The following is a 16,948-nucleotide window of genomic DNA, read 5'->3' on the forward strand; positions in this document are numbered from 1 at the left end:
CGCAAGCCCCTTTGTGAAATTATTTTGAAACAGTCACCGTGCGCTATCGCGCACGGTGACTTGGGGCTCGACGGGCCGGGCGACTACGCCGCAACCGGTGCCAACCAGTCGCCAGACAGCTGCCGCTGCGCAGCCCACTTAGCGGTTCTTGAACTCGGGCTTCCGTTTCTCGACGAATGCCGCCATCCCTTCCTTCTGGTCCTCAGTCGCAAACAGCGAATGGAACAGCCGGCGCTCGAAGTGGACACCTTCTGCCAGCGTCGTCTCGTACGCGCGGTTCACCGACTCCTTGACCATCATCACCGCCGGCAGCGAGAACTCGGCGATCGTCGCCGCGGCCGCAATCGCCTCGTCGAGCAGCTTGTCGGCCGGCAGCACGCGCGACACGAGCCCGGCTCGCTCCGCTTCGGCGGCGTCCATGAAGCGCGCGGTCAGGCACATGTCCATCGCCTTCGCCTTCGACACCGCGCGCGGCAAACGCTGCGTGCCGCCTGCGCCCGGCATGACGCCAAGCTTGATCTCCGGCTGGCCGAACTTGGCCGTGTCCGCCGCGAAGATGATGTCGCACATCATCGCGAGCTCGCAACCGCCGCCCAGCGCGAAACCCGACACCGCGGCAATGATCGGCTTGCGGATCTGACGGACCGTCTCCCAGTTGCGCGTAATGTAGTCGCCCCGGTAAACATCCATATAGGAATAGGTGGCCATCATGCCGATGTCGGCGCCGGCTGCGAACGCCTTCTCGCTCCCCGTCACGACGATCGCGCCGATGCCGTCGTCCGCATCGAACGCCTTCAGTGCATCGCCCAACTCATCCATCAACGCATCGTTCAGCGCGTTCAGCGCCTTCGGACGGTTCAGCGTAACCAGCCCGACACGCCCCCGGGTCTCCGCCAGGATGTTCTCGTAAGCCATCTATTTCTCCTCGATCAATGAAATGAGAAACGCCTCGCACATGCGAATAGTTTGATGCTAACATTCTTCGACCAACCGGTCGGTTAATTAATCGATCCAACCCCTCTCATCGTCCATCAGGCCGCCGCCATGACCCATGCACTGTTCACGAAGCACGAAGACACGCTGAAGCACGCACTCGCCGCCATCGAGAGCCGCGGGTACTGGAGCCCGTTCGCCGAAATGCCGAGTCCCAAAGTGTACGGGGAAAGCGCGAACGCAGACGGCGAAGCAGCTTTCAAGTCGCACCTCGACAAGACGTTCGCACTCGACCAGCCGGCGTCCGGCGAAGCGGTCGGCGCGGAGCGATCGCCGTACGGCATCGCACTGGGCATCCGGTATCCGAAGTCGACGCCCGACGCACTGATCGCCGCCGCAGCCGCCGCGCAACGCACGTGGCGCGAAGCCGGCCCCAGCGCCTGGATCGGCGTCAGCCTCGAAATCCTCGCGCGCCTGAACCGCGCGAGTTTCGAGATCGCCTACAGCGTGATGCACACCACGGGGCAGGCATTCATGATGGCGTTCCAGGCCGGCGGCCCGCACGCGCAGGATCGTGCGCTCGAGGCTGTCGCCTATGCATGGGACGAACTGCGCCGCATCCCGGCCGATGCGCATTGGGAAAAGCCGCAAGGCAAGAACCCGCCGCTCGCGATGCACAAGCGCTACACGATCGTCCCGCGCGGCACGGGGCTCGTGCTCGGCTGCTGCACGTTCCCGACCTGGAACGGCTACCCGGGCCTGTTCGCCGATCTGGCAACCGGTAACGCCGTGATCGTCAAACCGCATCCGGGTGCGATCCTGCCGCTTGCAATCACGGTCCGGATCGCCCGCGACGTGCTGCGCGAAGCCGGGTTCGATCCGAACGTCGTCACGCTCCTTGCGACCGAGCCCAACGACGGCGCCCTCGTTCAGGACCTCGCGCTGCGCCCCGAGATCAAGCTGATCGACTTCACGGGCAGCACGCAGAACGGCACGTGGCTCGAACGCCATGCCCACCAGGCACAGGTCTACACCGAGAAGGCCGGCGTCAACCAGATCGTGATCGACTCGACCGACGACCTGAAGGCCGCAGCCAAGAACATCGCGTTCTCGCTGGCGCTGTACTCCGGCCAGATGTGCACGGCGCCGCAGAACATCTATGTGCCGCGCGACGGCATTCGGACGGCGGACGGCCATGCGAGCTTCGACGAAGTCGCGCAAGCCATCGCGGTTGCCGTGCAAAAACTCACCGGAGACCCGGCACGCTCGGTCGAACTGATCGGCGCAATTCAGAACGACGGCGTGACCGCACGTATCGACGACGCCCGCCAGCTCGGCCGCGTACTCGCCGACAGCGTGGCCCTTCAGCACCCCGCGTTCCCCGATGCCCGTGTGCGCACACCGCTCGTGCTGCAACTCGACGTGACCGATCGCGAGAAATTCACGCAGGAGTGGTTCGGCCCGATCTCGTTCGTGATCGCGACCGACTCGACCGCGCAGTCGCTCGATCTCGCCGGTGAAATCGCGGCGGAACATGGCGCGCTGACCCTCTCCGTCTACAGCACCGACGACGCAATCGTCGACGCCGCCCACGACGCAGCGGTGCGCGGCGGTGTCGCGCTGTCGATCAATCTGACGGGCGGCGTGTTCGTCAACCAGTCGGCCGCGTTCTCCGATTTCCACGGCACGGGAGCCAACCCGGCTGCCAACGCGGCGCTGGCCGACCCGGCGTTCGTCGCCAACCGGTTCCGTGTGGTGCAAAGCCGCGTCCATGTTGCCCCGAAGGCGGTACCCGCGGAAGCCGGCCAAACGGCATAACCCGAATGGCGGACGTGCAAACGCCGCCACGTTCTCTACCATGAACGAATCCGCCACCCTGCGGGTTCGTTGCTCATCGATACGCCCATGACAGACGCCTACATCTGCGACGCGATTCGCACCCCCATCGGCCGCTACGGCGGCGCCCTGAAAGATGTCCGTGCCGATGATCTCGGCGCGGTGCCGCTCAAGGCGCTGATCGAGCGCAACCGCAACGTCGACTGGACGGCGATCGACGACGTGATCTACGGCTGCGCGAACCAGGCAGGCGAAGACAACCGCAACGTCGCGCGCATGTCGGCGCTGCTCGCGGGCCTGCCGACCGCCGTGCCGGGTACGACGCTGAACCGGCTGTGCGGCTCCGGGATGGACGCGGTCGGCACGGCCGCGCGCGCGATCAAGTCGGGCGAAGCGCGCCTGATGATCGCCGGCGGCGTCGAGAGCATGACGCGCGCGCCGTTCGTGATGGGCAAGGCCGCGAGCGCGTTCGCGCGCCAGGCCGACATCTACGATACGACGATCGGCTGGCGCTTCGTCAATCCGCTGATGAAGCAGCTTCACGGCGTCGATTCGATGCCGGAGACGGCCGAGAACGTCGCGGTCGACTACAACATCAGCCGCGCCGACCAGGACCTGTTCGCGCTGCGCAGCCAGCAGAAGGCCGCGCGTGCGCAGCAGGACGGCACGCTCGCCGAGGAAATCGTCGCCGTCACGATTGCGCAGAAGAAGGGCGATCCGGTGGTCGTGTCGCGCGACGAACATCCGCGCGAGACGTCGCTCGAAGCCCTCGCGAAGCTGAAGGGCGTCGTGCGTCCGGACGGCTCTGTAACGGCCGGCAATGCATCGGGCGTCAACGACGGCGCGTGCGCGCTGCTGCTCGCCAATGCACAGGCAGCCGATCAGTACGGCCTGCGCCGCCGCGCGCGCGTCATCGGCATGGCGACGGCAGGCGTCGAGCCGCGCGTGATGGGCATCGGCCCCGCGCCGGCCACGCAGAAACTGCTGCGCCAGCTCGGCATGACCATCGACCAGTTCGACGTGATCGAGTTGAACGAGGCGTTTGCGTCGCAGGGTCTCGCGGTACTGCGCATGCTCGGCGTCTCCGACGACGATCCGCGCGTGAACCCGAATGGCGGCGCGATCGCACTCGGTCATCCGCTCGGCGCATCGGGGGCCCGGCTCGTGACCACGGCGCTCCATCAACTCGAGCGTACGGGCGGCCGCTTTGCGCTCTGTACGATGTGCATCGGCGTCGGCCAGGGCATCGCACTCGCGATCGAACGCGTGTAACCGATGCGCCGCGCGCCTATAACGAAGTCATGAAGGAGACACTGCATGTCCTATCAGGCGATTCAGCTGGATATCGATCAGGCCGTGCGCGTGGCCACGATCACCCTCAACCGCCCCGACAAGCTGAACAGCTTCACGCGGGCGATGCATCGCGAACTGCAGTCGGCTCTCGATGAAGTCGAAGCGGCCGGCGCACGCGCGCTGATTCTGACGGGTGCGGGACGCGGCTTCTGCGCGGGCCAGGACCTCGCCGACCTCGACTTCACGCCGGGCGCGTCCACCGACCTCGGCACGCTGATCGACGAGCATTTCAATCCGCTGATCCGCCGCCTGCAGCGTCTGCCGCTGCCGGTGATCGCCGCCGTCAACGGCACGGCAGCCGGCGCTGGCGCGAATCTCGCGCTCGCATGCGATCTCGTGTTCGCCGCCCGCTCGAGCAGTTTCATCCAGGCCTTCGTCAAGATCGGGCTCGTGCCCGATTCAGGCGGCACATGGTTCCTGCCGCAACGCGTCGGCATGGCACGTGCGCTGGGGCTCGCGCTGACCGGCGACAAGCTCGGCGCCGAACAGGCCGAACAGTGGGGCCTGATCTGGCGTGCGGTCGACGACGACGCACTCGCCGCATCAGCCCGCCAGCTCGCGACCCAGCTCGCGCAGCAGCCGACGCTCGCGATCGCATCGATCAAGCAATCGATGCGCGACAGCGTCACGAACACGCTCGACCAGCAGCTCGACCTGGAACGCGACATGCAGCGCAAGCTGGGCCAGTCGCACGACTACGCGGAAGGCGTGAAGGCATTCGTCGAGAAGCGTGCTCCACGCTTCGAGGGGCGTTGACATGACGGCCGCCACCGCCACGCTCGATCCCGATGCGCTCGCCCGCGCCACCGCGCAGGCCATGTTCGACGCCGATGCATGCAGCCGCGCGTTCGGGATGGAAATCGCGGAAGTACGCGCCGGCTACGCACGCCTGCAGATGCGCGTGCGGCCCGAATTCCTGAACGGGCATCAGACCTGCCACGGCGGGATCATCTTCACGCTCGCCGATTCGACGTTCGCGTTCGCGTGCAACTCGTACAACTTGAATACGGTCGCTGCCGGCTGCTCGATCGAATTCCTGCGCCCCGTGCACGGCAACGACGTGCTGACGGCCGAGGCGATCGAACAGGCGCGCGCCGGCCGCCAAGGCATCTACGACATCCGTGTCACGAACCAGACAGGCGAAACGGTCGCGATGTTTCGCGGCAAATCCGCCCAGATCAAGGGCACTGTCATCCCGGAAGACCGCTGACGTCAACGGCTCGCACATAACAAACACTGGAGACATGCATGACTACCCCGCTACCGCTCGAGCCGATCGAGACCGCCTCACGCGACGAGCTGACCGCGCTGCAGCTCGAACGCCTCAAGTGGTCTCTCCGGCATGCGTATGACAACTCTCCCGTCTATCGTCGCAAGTTCGACGATGCGGGCGTGCATCCCGACGACCTGAAGACGCTCGCCGACCTGTCGCGCTTCCCGTTCACGACGAAAGGCGACCTGCGTGACAGTTACCCGTTCGGGATGTTCGCCGTGCCGCAGGACCAGATCTCGCGCATCCACGCGTCATCGGGCACGACCGGCAAGCCGACGGTCGTCGGCTATACGGCCGGCGACATCGACACGTGGGCGAATCTCGTCGCGCGCTCGATCCGCGCCGCCGGTGCACGCCGCGGCGACAAGGTACACGTCAGCTACGGGTACGGCTTGTTCACCGGCGGGCTCGGCGCGCACTACGGCGCCGAACGCGCGGGACTGACCGTGATCCCGTTCGGCGGCGGCCAGACCGAGAAGCAGGTACAACTGATCCAGGATTTCCGGCCCGACATCATCATGGTGACGCCGAGCTACATGTTGTCGATCGCCGACGAAATCGAGCGCCAGGGCCTCGATCCCGTGCAGAGCTCGCTGCGCATCGGCATCTTCGGCGCGGAGCCATGGACCAACGACATGCGCGTCGCGATCGAGCAGCGGATGGGCATCGACGCGGTCGACATCTACGGGCTGTCCGAAGTGATGGGCCCCGGCGTCGCGTCCGAATGCGTCGAGACCAAGGACGGCCCGACCATCTGGGAAGATCACTTCTATCCGGAAATCATCGATCCGGAAACCGGCGAAGTGCTGCCGGACGGCGAATTCGGTGAGCTCGTGTTCACGTCGCTGACGAAGGAGGCGCTGCCGATCATCCGCTACCGGACACGCGACCTCACGCGCCTGTTGCCCGGCACCGCTCGCACGATGCGCCGGATGGAAAAGATCACCGGCCGCTCGGACGACATGATGATCGTGCGTGGCGTCAACGTGTTCCCGACGCAAATCGAGGAACAGTTGCTCAAGCAGCGCGCGCTCGCACCGCACTATCAGATCGTACTGACGAAGGAAGGCCCGCTCGACGTGCTGACGCTCTACGTCGAGCCCTGTCCCGACACCGCTCCGGATACGGCGGCGATCCACGCGGCGAAACAGGCGCTCGCGCATGACATCAAGTCGCTGATCGGCGTGACGGCCGTGATCAACGTGCTGCCCGTGAACGGGATCGAGCGCTCGGTCGGCAAGGCGCGCCGCGTCGTCGACAAGCGCAAGGGCTGACGGCAGACGCTGCGCGTGCGTCGCGCGGAGAGGCAATCCCGTTGCGCAACAAGAAAATAGCCCGATCGGCCAACGCCAATCGAGCTATTTATTGTGTTCCGCGACGTCGTTCAACGCGACAGGCGCATCACACAGACTGAAACCACACGGGTGCACCGCTCTCAAACCGACGCACTCCACGCGCACCGCCGCGCCCACGAATGCCGCACCTCATGCGCGGGCGGCCCCCGAGCAGCCGGCGCCGCCTCACGTCACGAATTCGGGAACAGCAGCCACATCCGGCCGACCTGCTTCATCCGGCCGGCCTGGTCGCCTGCGTCGTCGCCGAGTCCCCAGAAATAGTCCGCCCGCACGCCGCCCTTGATCGCGGAGCCCGTATCCTGCGCGAACACGAGCCGGTTCATCGGCGTATTCGTCAGCGGACGCGTGGTCTGCAGGAACACGGGCGTGCCGAGCGGGATCGACGACGGATCGACCGCGATCGACCGCTCCGCCGTCAGCGGCACGCCGAGCGCGCCGATCGGGCCGTCCGCGCCGCCGTGCGGCGCGTCTTCCTTGGTCGGCATGTCGCGGAAGAACACGAACCGCGGATTCGTGTCGAGCAACGCGTCGACGCGGTTCGGATTCGCCTTCGCCCACGCCTTGATGCCCTGCATCGTCGCCTGTGCGGGCGTCAGCTCGCCGCGATCGAGCAACCACTTGCCGATCGAGCGGTACGGCTGGTTGTTGGTGCCGCCGAAGCCGACCCGCATCACCGAACCATCGTCGAGCAGCACGCGCCCCGAGCCCTGCACCTGCAGGAAGAACGCCTCGATCGGATCGTCGACCCACACGAGTTCGTTGCCGTTCAGGATGCCCGCGCGCTCGAGCTGCGCGCGCGCAGGCAGCGCGGCGCCCGCGCGATAACCGGCCGGCCAGCGATAGAGCGCGTATTGATACGGGCCGCGGCGCACGCGCGAGCCATGCAGCAGCGGCTCGTAATAGCCGGTCACGAGCCCGTCGAGCGTGCCGTCGGTGTTCGCGAGCTGGAACGGCGTGAAATACGTTTCGAAGAAGGTGCGTGCGCTGCTGACGTCGAGTTCGTCGAGCCGGTCGGCGGCCGCACAAGCGCGCTGCCAGGCCGGCTGGCGCGCTAGCCGCGCGCAGTTCTGCCGCAGCGCAGCCGTCGCGCCGAGCAGCGAATCGTCCTGCCAGCCCGGCACCTGCTGCCATGCAACCGGCGTGAGCCGCTTCGCGGCAACCTGCCCCGGCACGATCGCCGTGCCGGTCGGTGGTTTCAGCGCAGACGTTCGCGTCGGCGCGCCGCCGCACGCTGCAAGCAGCGCCGCCGCCGCGGCCGCCGCAACCCAGCCGGCCAGCCGGGGCCCAAACCACATACAATGTCCGTTCTTGATGGAAACCGCCATGTCAGATTTTCTCGACCAATATCCGATGCTCATCTTCGCGCTCGAAGCCTTCGTAGCGCTTGCCCTGCTGATCTTCATCGTCGTGTGGACGTCGTCGGGCAGAAAGAAGCACGCCCGCAACAACGATCGCCAGCCGCGCTGACGCGCTCCGTACGCTCAATGCAGCGTGCGCGGCATATGCAGCGCAAACTCGTCGACCGGTGCCTCGAAACGCTCGCCGTCCTCCGCCACGCAGAAGTACGCGCCACGCATCGTGCCGACCGGCGTCGCGATCACGGCCCAGCTCGTGTATTCGAAATGCTCGCCCGGCTGCAGCAGCGGCTGGTGCCCGACGACGCCGAGCCCCTTCACTTCCTGCACGTGGCTCTCGCTGTCCGTGATGATCCAGTGACGCGCGATCAGCTGCGCCGCGACCTGCCCCGTGTTGCGGATCGTCAGCGTGTACGCGAATGCGTATTGACGGCGATCGGGGTCGGATTGTTCCGGCAAGTAGCTGGTTTTCACCGAAACGGTGAACTGATACTGACTCATGGTGTTTCCACTGGAGGGTGACTGTCCGTGCCGGCATGGGCGACGGGGCCGCGGACGCGCCGCTTTGGTTCGGCATTCTGCTTGATGCGGAATCGGGCCGCAACCGCACGGCCTGCCGCCGCGAGCCGGCCGCCGGGCGTTAGAATGTCGGTTTTGCGCCGCAACGTCCCCGCTCCCCCTGCCATGACCCAATTCCGCATCGCTCCCAGCATCCTGTCGGCCGATTTCGCACGGCTCGGCGAAGAAGTCCGCAACGTGGTCGCCGCCGGCGCCGACTGGATCCACTTCGACGTGATGGACAACCATTATGTGCCGAACCTGACGATCGGCCCGCTCGTGTGCGAAGCGATCCGCCCGCACGTGCAGGTGCCGATCGACGTGCACCTGATGGTACGCCCGGTCGACCGGATCGTGCCCGATTTTGCAAAGGCCGGTGCGAACCTGATCAGCTTCCACCCGGAAGGCTCCGATCACATCGACCGCACGCTGTCGCTGATCCGCGACCACGGCTGCAAGGCCGGCCTCGTATTCAACCCGGCCACGCCGCTGAACTACCTCGACCACGTGATGGACCGCCTCGACTTCGTGCTGCTGATGTCGGTCAACCCCGGCTTCGGCGGCCAGTCGTTCATTCCGGAAACGCTGAACAAGCTGCGCGAAGCACGCGCACGTATCGACGCGTACACCGAGCGCACGGGCCGCGAGATCCTGCTCGAGGTCGACGGCGGCGTGAAGACCGACAACATCGCGGAAATCGCGGCGGCCGGTGCCGACACCTTCGTCGCGGGTTCGGCGATCTTCGGCAAGCCCGACTACCGCAAGGTGATCGACGAGATGCGCGCCGCGCTCGCCACCGTCGAGCGGAGCTGACGCCGTGGCCGAATCGTCGCTCGCCGGCCGTGCGCCGGCCGGGGCCGCAACGAACGCCGCCCCGATCCGCTTCGCCGCGCCGCGCATCGACGCGGCGCTGATCGATCTCGACGGCACGATGGTCGACACGGCCGACGATTTCACGGCCGGCCTGAACGGGATGCTCGCGCGGCTCGACGCACCGGCCACGTCGCGCGACGAAGTGATCGGCTACGTCGGCAAGGGCTCCGAACACCTGATCCGGAGCGTGCTGAAGCCGCGCTTCCCGGCCGACGAGGCGCACGCGCGCTTCGACGACGCACTGGCGATCTACCAGACCGAATACGCGAAGATCAACGGCCGCCATACGCGCCTCTATCCGGACGTGGCCGCCGGTCTCGACGCGCTGCGCGCGGCCGGCATCCGGCTCGCGTGCGTGACGAACAAGCCGCACCGCTTCGCGGTCGAGCTGCTCGAACAATACGGGCTGGCCGACTGCTTCGGCATCGTGCTCGGCGGCGACAGCGTCGCACGCAAGAAGCCCGACCCGCTGCCGATGCTGACGGCCTGCGACGCACTCGGCGTCGTGCCGGACGCGGCGGTCGCGATCGGCGACTCGGAAAACGATGCGCTGGCGGGCCGTGCGGCCGGGATGGCGACGCTGACGGTGCCGTACGGCTACAACCACGGCAAAGCTATACAAACGATAAATTCGGATGGTATAGTCGATTCGTTGCTGGTCGCAGCCCGCGCGATCACCGCGCACAACGCCGGCCGGCCAACCCTCTGATTATTTCTTCCATCCGCATGTTTCTGAATAAAAAACGGAGTCTGAGCAGCATCGACCGGGGAGCCTGGCCCTGGCGTCGCTGGTCGCGCTAACCTCTTCGATGAGGTACGCTGAAGCACGTCTTCAGCGCCGTTTTTTATCTCGCTGCGCATCCGCGCGCCGATCGTCGCACCACCTCGAGTTCCACCGCGTCCGAACGCTTGCGTTCAGGATCGGCCGCAGGCTCGCGACGTTCACGCCCGGACTGCCGGCCGGCAACAGGCACTTCTCGATCGACCGCCCTTTCGCCGACGGCAACCCGCGCAGCGTCAAGTGATCCCTGGCGCACGCGCCGCTCGTCCCGAACAGGACCGGAACATGACCGAACTCGAATTCCAATCGCTCGCGAACGAAGGCTACAACCGCATCCCGCTGATCGCGGAAGCCCTCGCCGATCTCGAAACGCCGCTGTCCCTCTACCTGAAGCTGGCCCAGCCCGAACGCGCGGGCGCCAACTCGTTCCTGCTCGAATCGGTGGTCGGCGGCGAACGCTTCGGCCGCTACTCGTTCATCGGCCTGCCCGCACGCACGCTCGTGCGCACCCGCAACGGCGTGTCGGAAGTCGTGCGCGACGGCCAGGTCGTCGAGACGCATGACGGCGACCCGTTCCAGTTCATCGAATCGTTCCAGGCGCGCTTCAAGGTAGCGCAGCGTCCGGGCCTGCCGCGCTTCTGCGGCGGTCTCGCCGGCTACTTCGGCTACGACGCGGTGCGCTATATCGAGAAGAAGCTCGCAAACACCGCGCCGCGCGACGATCTCGGCCTGCCCGACATCCAGTTGCTGCTGACCGAGGAAGTCGCGGTAATCGACAACCTCGCCGGCAAGCTGTACCTGATCATCTATGCGGACCCGGGCCAGCCGGAAGCCTACGCGAAGGCGAAACAGCGCCTGCGCGAACTGAAGCAGCGCCTGCGCACGACCGTGCAGCCGCCCGTCACGTCGGCGAGCGTGCGCACCGAGACGTTCCGCGAGTTCAAGAAGGAAGACTATCTGGCCGCGGTGCGCCAGGCGAAGGAATACATCGCGGCCGGCGAGCTGATGCAGATCCAGGTCGGCCAGCGGCTGACCAAGCCGTACCGCGACAATCCGCTGTCGCTGTATCGCGCGCTGCGTTCGCTGAATCCGTCGCCGTACATGTACTACTACAACTTCGGCGATTTCCACGTGGTCGGCGCATCGCCGGAAATCCTCGTGCGCCAGGAAAAGCGCGGCGAAGACCAGATCGTCACGATTCGCCCGCTCGCCGGCACGCGACCGCGCGGCAACACGCCCGAGCGCGACGCGGAACTCGCGACCGAACTGCTCAACGATCCGAAGGAGATCGCCGAGCACGTGATGCTGATCGACCTCGCGCGCAACGACGTCGGCCGCATCGCCGAAATCGGCTCGGTGCAGGTGACCGACAAGATGGTCATCGAGAAGTACTCGCACGTGCAGCACATCGTCAGCTCGGTCGAGGGCAAGCTGAAGCCCGGCATGACGAACTACGACGTGCTGCGCGCGACGTTCCCGGCCGGCACGCTGTCCGGTGCGCCGAAGGTACGCGCGATGGAGCTGATCGACGAGCTCGAGCCGATCAAGCGCGGGCTGTACGGCGGCGCAGTCGGCTACCTGTCGTTCTCGGGCGAGATGGATCTCGCGATCGCGATCCGCACGGGCCTGATCCACAACGGCAACCTGTATGTGCAAGCGGCGGCCGGCGTCGTCGCGGATTCGGTGCCCGAATCCGAATGGCAAGAGACCGAGAACAAGGCGCGCGCGGTGCTGCGTGCGGCCGAACAGGTCCAGGACGGCCTCGATAGCGACTTCTGACCGGAGACTGACCATGCTGCTCATGATCGACAACTACGACTCGTTCACCTACAACCTGGTCCAGTACTTCGGCGAACTGGGCGAGGACGTGCACACGTACCGCAACGACGAAATCACGCTCGACGAGATCGCGCGCCTGAATCCCGACGCGATCTGCCTGTCGCCGGGCCCGAGCAACCCGCAGCACGCGGGCATCACGCTCGACGTGCTGCGCGAATTTGCGGGCAAGAAGCCGATCCTCGGCGTCTGCCTCGGCCACCAGGCGATCGGCGAGGCATTCGGCGGCCGCGTCGTGCGCGCGAAGACCATCATGCACGGCAAGGTGAGCCGGATCGAAACGGACTGCCGCGGCGTGTTCGCCGACCTGCCGAAACATTTCGACGTCACGCGCTACCACTCGCTCGCGATCGAGCGCGAATCGCTGCCCGACTGCCTCGAGGTGTCCGCATGGACCGACGACGGCGAAATCATGGGCGTGCGCCACAAGACGCTGCCGGTCGAAGGCGTGCAGTTCCACCCGGAATCGATCCTGTCCGAGCACGGCCATGCGCTGCTCGAGAATTTCCTGAAGCAGGCCCGCGCCGCGGCCGCACAAGCCGCCTGACGGGAGCCTCATGATGACGATTACCCCGCAGGAAGCGCTGCAGCGCACGATCGAACACCGCGAGATCTTCCACGACGAGATGCTGCACCTGATGCGGCTCATCATGCGCGGCGACATGTCGCCCGTGATGGCTGCCGCGATCATCACCGGGCTGCGCGTGAAGAAGGAGACGATCGGCGAGATCGCCGCCGCCGCGACCGTGATGCGCGAATTCGCGAACCACGTCGACGTGCAGGACAACTCGAACTTCGTCGACATCGTCGGCACCGGCGGCGACGGCTCGCACACGTTCAACATCTCGACCGCGTCGATGTTCGTCACGGCGGCGGCCGGCGCGAAAGTCGCGAAACACGGCAACCGCGGCGTGTCGAGCAAGTCCGGCAGCGCCGACGTGCTCGAGGCGCTCGGCGTGAACATCGACCTGCAGTCCGACCAGGTCGCCGCGTCGATCGCCGAAACGGGCATGGGCTTCATGTTCGCGCCGAACCATCACCCGGCGATGAAGAACATCGCGGCCGTGCGCCGCGAGCTCGGCGTGCGCACGATCTTCAACATCCTCGGCCCGCTGACCAATCCGGCCGGCGCGCCGAACCAGTTGATGGGCGTGTTCCACCCCGACCTCGTCGGCATTCAGGTGCGCGTGATGCAGCGCCTCGGCGCGCAGCACGTGCTCGTCGTGTACGGCAAGGACGGGATGGACGAGGTGTCGCTCGGCGCCGCGACGCTCGTCGGCGAATTGCGCGACGGCAAGGTGCACGAATACGAGATCCATCCGGAGGACTTCGGCCTGCAGATGGTGTCGAACCGCACGCTGAAGGTGGAAAATGCCGAAGAATCGCGCACGATGCTGCTCGGCGCACTGGACAACCAGCCGGGCGTCGCCCGCGAGATCGTCACGCTGAACTCGGGCACCGCGCTCTATGCGGCGAACGTCGCCGAATCGATCGCGGACGGCATCCAGCTCGCCCGCGAAGCGATCGCGAGCGGCAAGGCGCGCGCGAAAGTCGACGAACTCGTGCGCTTCACGCAGCAGTTCAAGCGCTGACTCCCCTTACGACTCAAGCAGGAACCCACATGAGCGACATTCTCGACCGAATCATCGCCGTCAAGCGCGAAGAAGTCGCGGCGGCCATGCGCAGCACGCCGCTCGAGGCACTGAAGCTGGACGCATCCGCGCGCGACCTGCGCGACTTCGTCGGTGCGCTGCGTGCGAAGCACGCGGCCGGCGATGCCGCCGTGATCGCCGAAATCAAGAAGGCAAGCCCGTCGAAGGGCGTGCTGCGCGAGCATTTCGTGCCGGCCGACATCGCGCGCTCGTATGCGGCGCATGGCGCCGCGTGCCTGTCGGTGCTGACCGACGAGCAGTTCTTCCAGGGCAGCGTCCGCTACCTCGAAGAGGCGCGCGCGGCCTGCGCGCTGCCCGTGCTGCGCAAGGACTTCATCGTCGACGCGTACCAGATCCTCGAGGCGCGCGCGATGGGCGCCGACGCGATCCTGCTGATCGCCGCCGCGCTCGACACGCCGCTGATGCAGGATCTCGAAGCGTATGCGCACTCGCTCGGCCTCGCGGTGCTGGTCGAAGTGCACGACCGCAACGAGATGGAGCAGGCGCTGACGCTCAAGACGCCGCTGCTCGGCATCAACAACCGCAACCTGCGCACGTTCGAGACGTCGATCCAGACCACGCTCGACATGCTCGACATGATTCCGCCGGACCGCATCGTCGTGACCGAATCGGGCATCCTGTCGCGCATCGACGTCGACACGATGCGCGCGGCGAACGTGAACACGTTCCTCGTCGGCGAAGCGTTCATGCGCGCCGACCAGCCGGGCGAGGAACTCGCGCGGATGTTCTTCTGATGGCGATCGAAAAGGAAATCAAGCTCGCGCTGCCGGCCGGCCAGGCCGATGCCGCGCGGCGCTTCTTCGAGACGCTGACCGGCGAACCCGGTCAAGACATCACGCTCGCGAATGTCTATTACGACACGCCCGATCTCGCGCTGGCCCGCTCGAAGAGTGCGGTGCGCGTGCGCCGCACGCCGCACGGCTGGTTGCAGACGTTCAAGACGGTCGGCAGCGCGGAAGGCGGCCTGCATCGCCGCCACGAATGGGAACTGCCGGTGGCCGGCGACGCGCTCGAGATCGATGCGCTCGTCGCGGCCTGCGACGTGCCGGAAGCCGCCGCAGCGCTGAGCGACGCGGCCGGCGCGCTGTCCGCGCTGTTCCGCACGGATTTTTCGCGTACGCTGTGGCGCATCGCAATCGGCGGCGCAACCGTCGAAGCCGCGGTGGACCTCGGCGAAATCGTCGTCCAGGGGGAACACGAAACGCGCCGCGAACCGATCAGCGAAATCGAACTCGAACTGATCGACGGCCCGGAAGCGGCGCTCGCGACGCTCGCCGCCGAACTGCAGCAGGCGCTGCCGGGCCTCGCTCCCGAAAACATCAGCAAGGCGCAGCGCGGCTACCGGCTGCGCGCGCAATAAACACGCATCACGCATGGCAACCCGCAAGACTTCCCGCGCGCCGCAACAGGCGTCGCTGTTCGATGATCCCGTGCCGGAAACGGCACCGGCCGATATTCCGTCCCCGGTTTCCGCGTCGCCCGCGGCCGGGCGCAAGCCCGCAAGGAAAGCCGCCGCGCCGGCCCCGGCCACCACGGCGCCGAAGCCCGTTGCCGCCGACGTCCCGCACCTCGCCGCGCAATTCGACGCGCTGCCGGCCGTCTGGCGCGACGTGCTGAAACCGTTTACCGACAGCGACGCGTACGCGCCGCTGTGCCGCTTCGTCGACGACGAGCGTGCGGCCGGCAAGACGGTCTACCCGACCGACGTGTTCCGCGCGCTGCGCCTCACGAGCCCGGACGACGTGAAGGTCGTGATCCTCGGCCAGGACCCGTACCACGGCGACGATCGCGGCACGCCGCAGGCGCACGGCCTCGCGTTCTCGGTGCCGCCAGCCGTCCGCACGCCGCCGTCGCTGCGCAACATCTTCAAGGAAATCGCCGCGAACTTCGGTCACGACACGCCGCGCCACGGCTGCCTCGACACGTGGGCGCGCCAGGGCGTGCTGCTGCTCAACACCGTGCTGACGGTCGAGCGCGGCGCGGCCGCGAGCCACGCGAAGCGCGGCTGGGAGCAATGCACGGACACGCTGATCCGCGAACTCGCCGGCCGCCATCGCGGGCTCGTCTTCATGCTGTGGGGCGCGCACGCGCAGGCGAAGCGCGCACTGTTCGACACGAGTGCGCATTGCGTGCTCGAGGCGCCGCATCCGTCGCCGCTGTCCGCGCACCGCGGCTTCCTCGGCTGCCGCCATTTCACGCTCGCGAACGACTATCTGGTCGAAGCAGGCCGCGAACCGATCGACTGGCGCCTGCCGGAAGCGGCCGAGACGCTCGCGTAACGGTCGAGCCGGTTCTGTCGCCGGCCAAAATGCAAAAACGCCGCGCCCCTTCAGGGACGCGGCGTTTTTTCTGGCGATGCAGCGGGTGCGTCACACCCGCATCGACCTTACGCGGCAGCGATCGCTTCGCGTGCGCTGGCGAGCGCGGCGCTCTGCGCATCCGGGCCGAGGTTCAGGCCTTCCGCGAAGATGAAGCTCACGTCGGTCATGCCGACGAAGCCGAGGAACGTGCGCAGGTACGGCGTCTGGCTGTCGTTCGGCGTACCGGCGTACTTGCCGCCGCGGGCCGTCACCACGTGGACCTTCTTGCCCTTGATCAGGCCTTCCGGACCGTTCTCGGTGTAGCGGAACGTGACGCCTGCGCGTGCGATCCAGTCGAAGTACGTCTTCAGTTGCGACGAGATGCCGAAGTTGTACATCGGCGCGCCGATCACGATGATGTCGGCGGCTTGCAGCTCGGCGATCAGTGCATCGCTCTTCGCGACGATCGCATTCTGCTCCGCGCTGCGCTGGTCGGCCGGCGTGAAGAACGCGCCGAGCACCGATTCGTCGAGGTGCGGCAGCGCGTCGGCCAGCAGGTCGCGAACCACGACCTTCGAGCCGGGGTTCGATTGTTGCAGCTTTGCCGTCAGTTCGTTGGCCAGCAGCGTGGATTGCGCGCCTTGCGAACGCGCAGCGGAATTGATTTGCAGAATGGTCGTCATGTCATGCTCCGGTTGGGTTGCGCTTCGGTAGCGCGAGTGACGCCATTGTGCGTGGCCGCATTTGCCGGAAAAAGCGGGTTCAGGGCGACGGATTGTTGCAGCAGCAGAACAATCCTCGATCGCGCCCCGATTGCCGCTG

At 66.6% G+C, this 16,948-nt stretch carries 18 protein-coding genes; 14 read left to right on the forward strand and 4 right to left on the reverse strand.

Translation table 11 applies throughout. The features are described 5' to 3' along the window. Positions 1-138 precede the first annotated feature (138 nt). Positions 139-915 (reverse strand): enoyl-CoA hydratase, encoded by a 777-nt coding sequence (locus tag KVT39_RS27780; RefSeq protein WP_105392265.1) that lies wholly within the window; start codon positions 913-915, stop codon positions 139-141. A gap of 129 nt (positions 916-1,044) precedes the next feature. Between KVT39_RS27780 and paaN the strand changes: the two genes are divergently transcribed. The 5 genes from paaN to paaK all read left to right on the forward strand — a co-directional run bounded on the left by paaN (position 1,045) and on the right by paaK (position 6,669). Then, a complete protein-coding gene (paaN, locus tag KVT39_RS27785; RefSeq protein ID WP_217590680.1) occupies positions 1,045-2,751 on the forward strand; it encodes a phenylacetic acid degradation protein PaaN in 1,707 nt (568 codons plus the stop codon). Positions 2,752-2,838: 87 nt separating this feature from the next. Next, positions 2,839-4,041 (forward strand): 3-oxoadipyl-CoA thiolase, encoded by a 1,203-nt coding sequence (pcaF, locus tag KVT39_RS27790; protein WP_217590681.1) that lies wholly within the window; start codon positions 2,839-2,841, stop codon positions 4,039-4,041. 45 nt (positions 4,042-4,086) lie between these two features. Continuing rightward, positions 4,087-4,878, forward strand: a complete 792-nt coding sequence (gene paaG, locus KVT39_RS27795) for a 2-(1,2-epoxy-1,2-dihydrophenyl)acetyl-CoA isomerase PaaG (protein ID WP_217590682.1) — start codon at positions 4,087-4,089, stop codon at positions 4,876-4,878. 1 nt (position 4,879) lies between these two features. Further along, complete coding sequence (gene paaI / locus KVT39_RS27800; RefSeq protein WP_131946572.1) at positions 4,880-5,332, forward strand: hydroxyphenylacetyl-CoA thioesterase PaaI; 453 nt, start codon at positions 4,880-4,882, stop codon at positions 5,330-5,332. Between the two features lie 38 nt (positions 5,333-5,370). Next, positions 5,371-6,669, forward strand: coding sequence for a phenylacetate--CoA ligase PaaK (gene paaK, locus KVT39_RS27805; RefSeq protein ID WP_217590683.1), 1,299 nt, complete (start codon positions 5,371-5,373; stop codon positions 6,667-6,669). Between the two features lie 251 nt (positions 6,670-6,920). Here the strand turns inward: paaK and KVT39_RS27810 are convergent, their stop codons facing one another. Further along, on the reverse strand, positions 6,921-8,045 hold the full coding sequence (locus tag KVT39_RS27810) for a murein transglycosylase A (protein ID WP_235212544.1): 1,125 nt from the start codon (positions 8,043-8,045) through the stop codon (positions 6,921-6,923). Positions 8,046-8,073: 28 nt separating this feature from the next. Here KVT39_RS27810 and KVT39_RS38105 point away from each other — a divergent pair, with 28 nt between their 5' ends. Then, on the forward strand, positions 8,074-8,217 hold the full coding sequence (locus KVT39_RS38105) for a hypothetical protein (protein ID WP_014898203.1): 144 nt from the start codon (positions 8,074-8,076) through the stop codon (positions 8,215-8,217). A gap of 14 nt (positions 8,218-8,231) precedes the next feature. On the opposite strand, the gene apaG is transcribed toward KVT39_RS38105, so the two are convergent. Continuing rightward, entirely contained in the window at positions 8,232-8,606 is a 375-nt protein-coding gene (apaG, locus tag KVT39_RS27815; RefSeq protein ID WP_034183732.1) for a Co2+/Mg2+ efflux protein ApaG, read from the reverse strand. A gap of 183 nt (positions 8,607-8,789) precedes the next feature. On the opposite strand from apaG, the gene rpe reads away from it, so the two are divergent. From rpe to KVT39_RS27855, 8 genes are all read left to right on the forward strand, one after another. Beyond that, positions 8,790-9,476 carry a ribulose-phosphate 3-epimerase gene (rpe, locus tag KVT39_RS27820; RefSeq protein ID WP_011883156.1) on the forward strand — a complete coding sequence of 229 codons (687 nt, stop codon included), beginning with the start codon at positions 8,790-8,792 and terminating at the stop codon, positions 9,474-9,476. A 4-nt stretch (positions 9,477-9,480) separates the two neighbouring features. Beyond that, positions 9,481-10,245 (forward strand): phosphoglycolate phosphatase, encoded by a 765-nt coding sequence (locus tag KVT39_RS27825; protein WP_105392260.1) that lies wholly within the window; start codon positions 9,481-9,483, stop codon positions 10,243-10,245. A 357-nt stretch (positions 10,246-10,602) separates the two neighbouring features. Then, complete coding sequence (trpE, locus tag KVT39_RS27830; RefSeq protein ID WP_105392259.1) at positions 10,603-12,096, forward strand: anthranilate synthase component I; 1,494 nt, start codon at positions 10,603-10,605, stop codon at positions 12,094-12,096. A gap of 13 nt (positions 12,097-12,109) precedes the next feature. Then, positions 12,110-12,700, forward strand: coding sequence for an aminodeoxychorismate/anthranilate synthase component II (locus tag KVT39_RS27835; RefSeq protein ID WP_105392258.1), 591 nt, complete (start codon positions 12,110-12,112; stop codon positions 12,698-12,700). A 13-nt stretch (positions 12,701-12,713) separates the two neighbouring features. Continuing rightward, positions 12,714-13,745 (forward strand): anthranilate phosphoribosyltransferase, encoded by a 1,032-nt coding sequence (gene trpD, locus KVT39_RS27840; protein WP_034183751.1) that lies wholly within the window; start codon positions 12,714-12,716, stop codon positions 13,743-13,745. 29 nt (positions 13,746-13,774) lie between these two features. Then, positions 13,775-14,560: an indole-3-glycerol phosphate synthase TrpC gene (gene trpC, locus KVT39_RS27845; protein WP_034183727.1), complete on the forward strand. Its 786-nt coding sequence runs from the start codon at positions 13,775-13,777 to the stop codon at positions 14,558-14,560. Continuing rightward, the gene (locus KVT39_RS27850) at positions 14,560-15,186 is read left to right on the forward strand and encodes a CYTH domain-containing protein (protein ID WP_217590684.1); all 627 of its coding nucleotides are present in this window, start codon (positions 14,560-14,562) and stop codon (positions 15,184-15,186) included. The genes trpC and KVT39_RS27850 overlap by 1 nt, the downstream gene beginning before the upstream one ends. Positions 15,187-15,199: 13 nt before the next feature. Beyond that, positions 15,200-16,105, forward strand: a complete 906-nt coding sequence (locus KVT39_RS27855) for a uracil-DNA glycosylase (protein WP_217590685.1) — start codon at positions 15,200-15,202, stop codon at positions 16,103-16,105. Positions 16,106-16,212: 107 nt separating this feature from the next. On the opposite strand, the gene KVT39_RS27860 is transcribed toward KVT39_RS27855, so the two are convergent. Further along, positions 16,213-16,809 (reverse strand): FMN-dependent NADH-azoreductase, encoded by a 597-nt coding sequence (locus KVT39_RS27860; protein WP_034183724.1) that lies wholly within the window; start codon positions 16,807-16,809, stop codon positions 16,213-16,215. Between the last annotated feature and the right edge of the window lie 139 nt (positions 16,810-16,948).

The organism is Burkholderia sp. GbtcB21 (genome assembly GCF_019091065.1).
Lineage (GTDB): Bacteria > Pseudomonadota > Gammaproteobacteria > Burkholderiales > Burkholderiaceae > Burkholderia > Burkholderia pyrrocinia_C.

Bases quoted from the DNA above. Each gene is read 5' to 3' on its own strand.
- trpC (WP_034183727.1), top strand. From the start codon at position 13,775: ATGAGCGACATTCTCGACCGAATCATCGCCGTCAAGCGCGAAGAAGTC.
- rpe (WP_011883156.1), top strand. From the start codon at position 8,790: ATGACCCAATTCCGCATCGCTCCCAGCATCCTGTCGGCCGATTTCGCA.
- paaN (WP_217590680.1), top strand. From the start codon at position 1,045: ATGACCCATGCACTGTTCACGAAGCACGAAGACACGCTGAAGCACGCA.
- pcaF (WP_217590681.1), top strand. From the start codon at position 2,839: ATGACAGACGCCTACATCTGCGACGCGATTCGCACCCCCATCGGCCGC.
- KVT39_RS27855 (WP_217590685.1), top strand. From the start codon at position 15,200: ATGGCAACCCGCAAGACTTCCCGCGCGCCGCAACAGGCGTCGCTGTTC.
- paaG (WP_217590682.1), top strand. From the start codon at position 4,087: ATGTCCTATCAGGCGATTCAGCTGGATATCGATCAGGCCGTGCGCGTG.
- KVT39_RS38105 (WP_014898203.1), top strand. From the start codon at position 8,074: ATGTCAGATTTTCTCGACCAATATCCGATGCTCATCTTCGCGCTCGAA.
- KVT39_RS27780 (WP_105392265.1), bottom strand. From the start codon at position 915: ATGGCTTACGAGAACATCCTGGCGGAGACCCGGGGGCGTGTCGGGCTG.
- paaK (WP_217590683.1), top strand. From the start codon at position 5,371: ATGACTACCCCGCTACCGCTCGAGCCGATCGAGACCGCCTCACGCGAC.
- trpD (WP_034183751.1), top strand. From the start codon at position 12,714: ATGACGATTACCCCGCAGGAAGCGCTGCAGCGCACGATCGAACACCGC.
- KVT39_RS27850 (WP_217590684.1), top strand. From the start codon at position 14,560: ATGGCGATCGAAAAGGAAATCAAGCTCGCGCTGCCGGCCGGCCAGGCC.
- KVT39_RS27835 (WP_105392258.1), top strand. From the start codon at position 12,110: ATGCTGCTCATGATCGACAACTACGACTCGTTCACCTACAACCTGGTC.
- KVT39_RS27860 (WP_034183724.1), bottom strand. From the start codon at position 16,809: ATGACGACCATTCTGCAAATCAATTCCGCTGCGCGTTCGCAAGGCGCG.
- paaI (WP_131946572.1), top strand. From the start codon at position 4,880: ATGACGGCCGCCACCGCCACGCTCGATCCCGATGCGCTCGCCCGCGCC.
- apaG (WP_034183732.1), bottom strand. From the start codon at position 8,606: ATGAGTCAGTATCAGTTCACCGTTTCGGTGAAAACCAGCTACTTGCCG.
- KVT39_RS27810 (WP_235212544.1), bottom strand. From the start codon at position 8,045: ATGTGGTTTGGGCCCCGGCTGGCCGGCTGGGTTGCGGCGGCCGCGGCG.
- trpE (WP_105392259.1), top strand. From the start codon at position 10,603: ATGACCGAACTCGAATTCCAATCGCTCGCGAACGAAGGCTACAACCGC.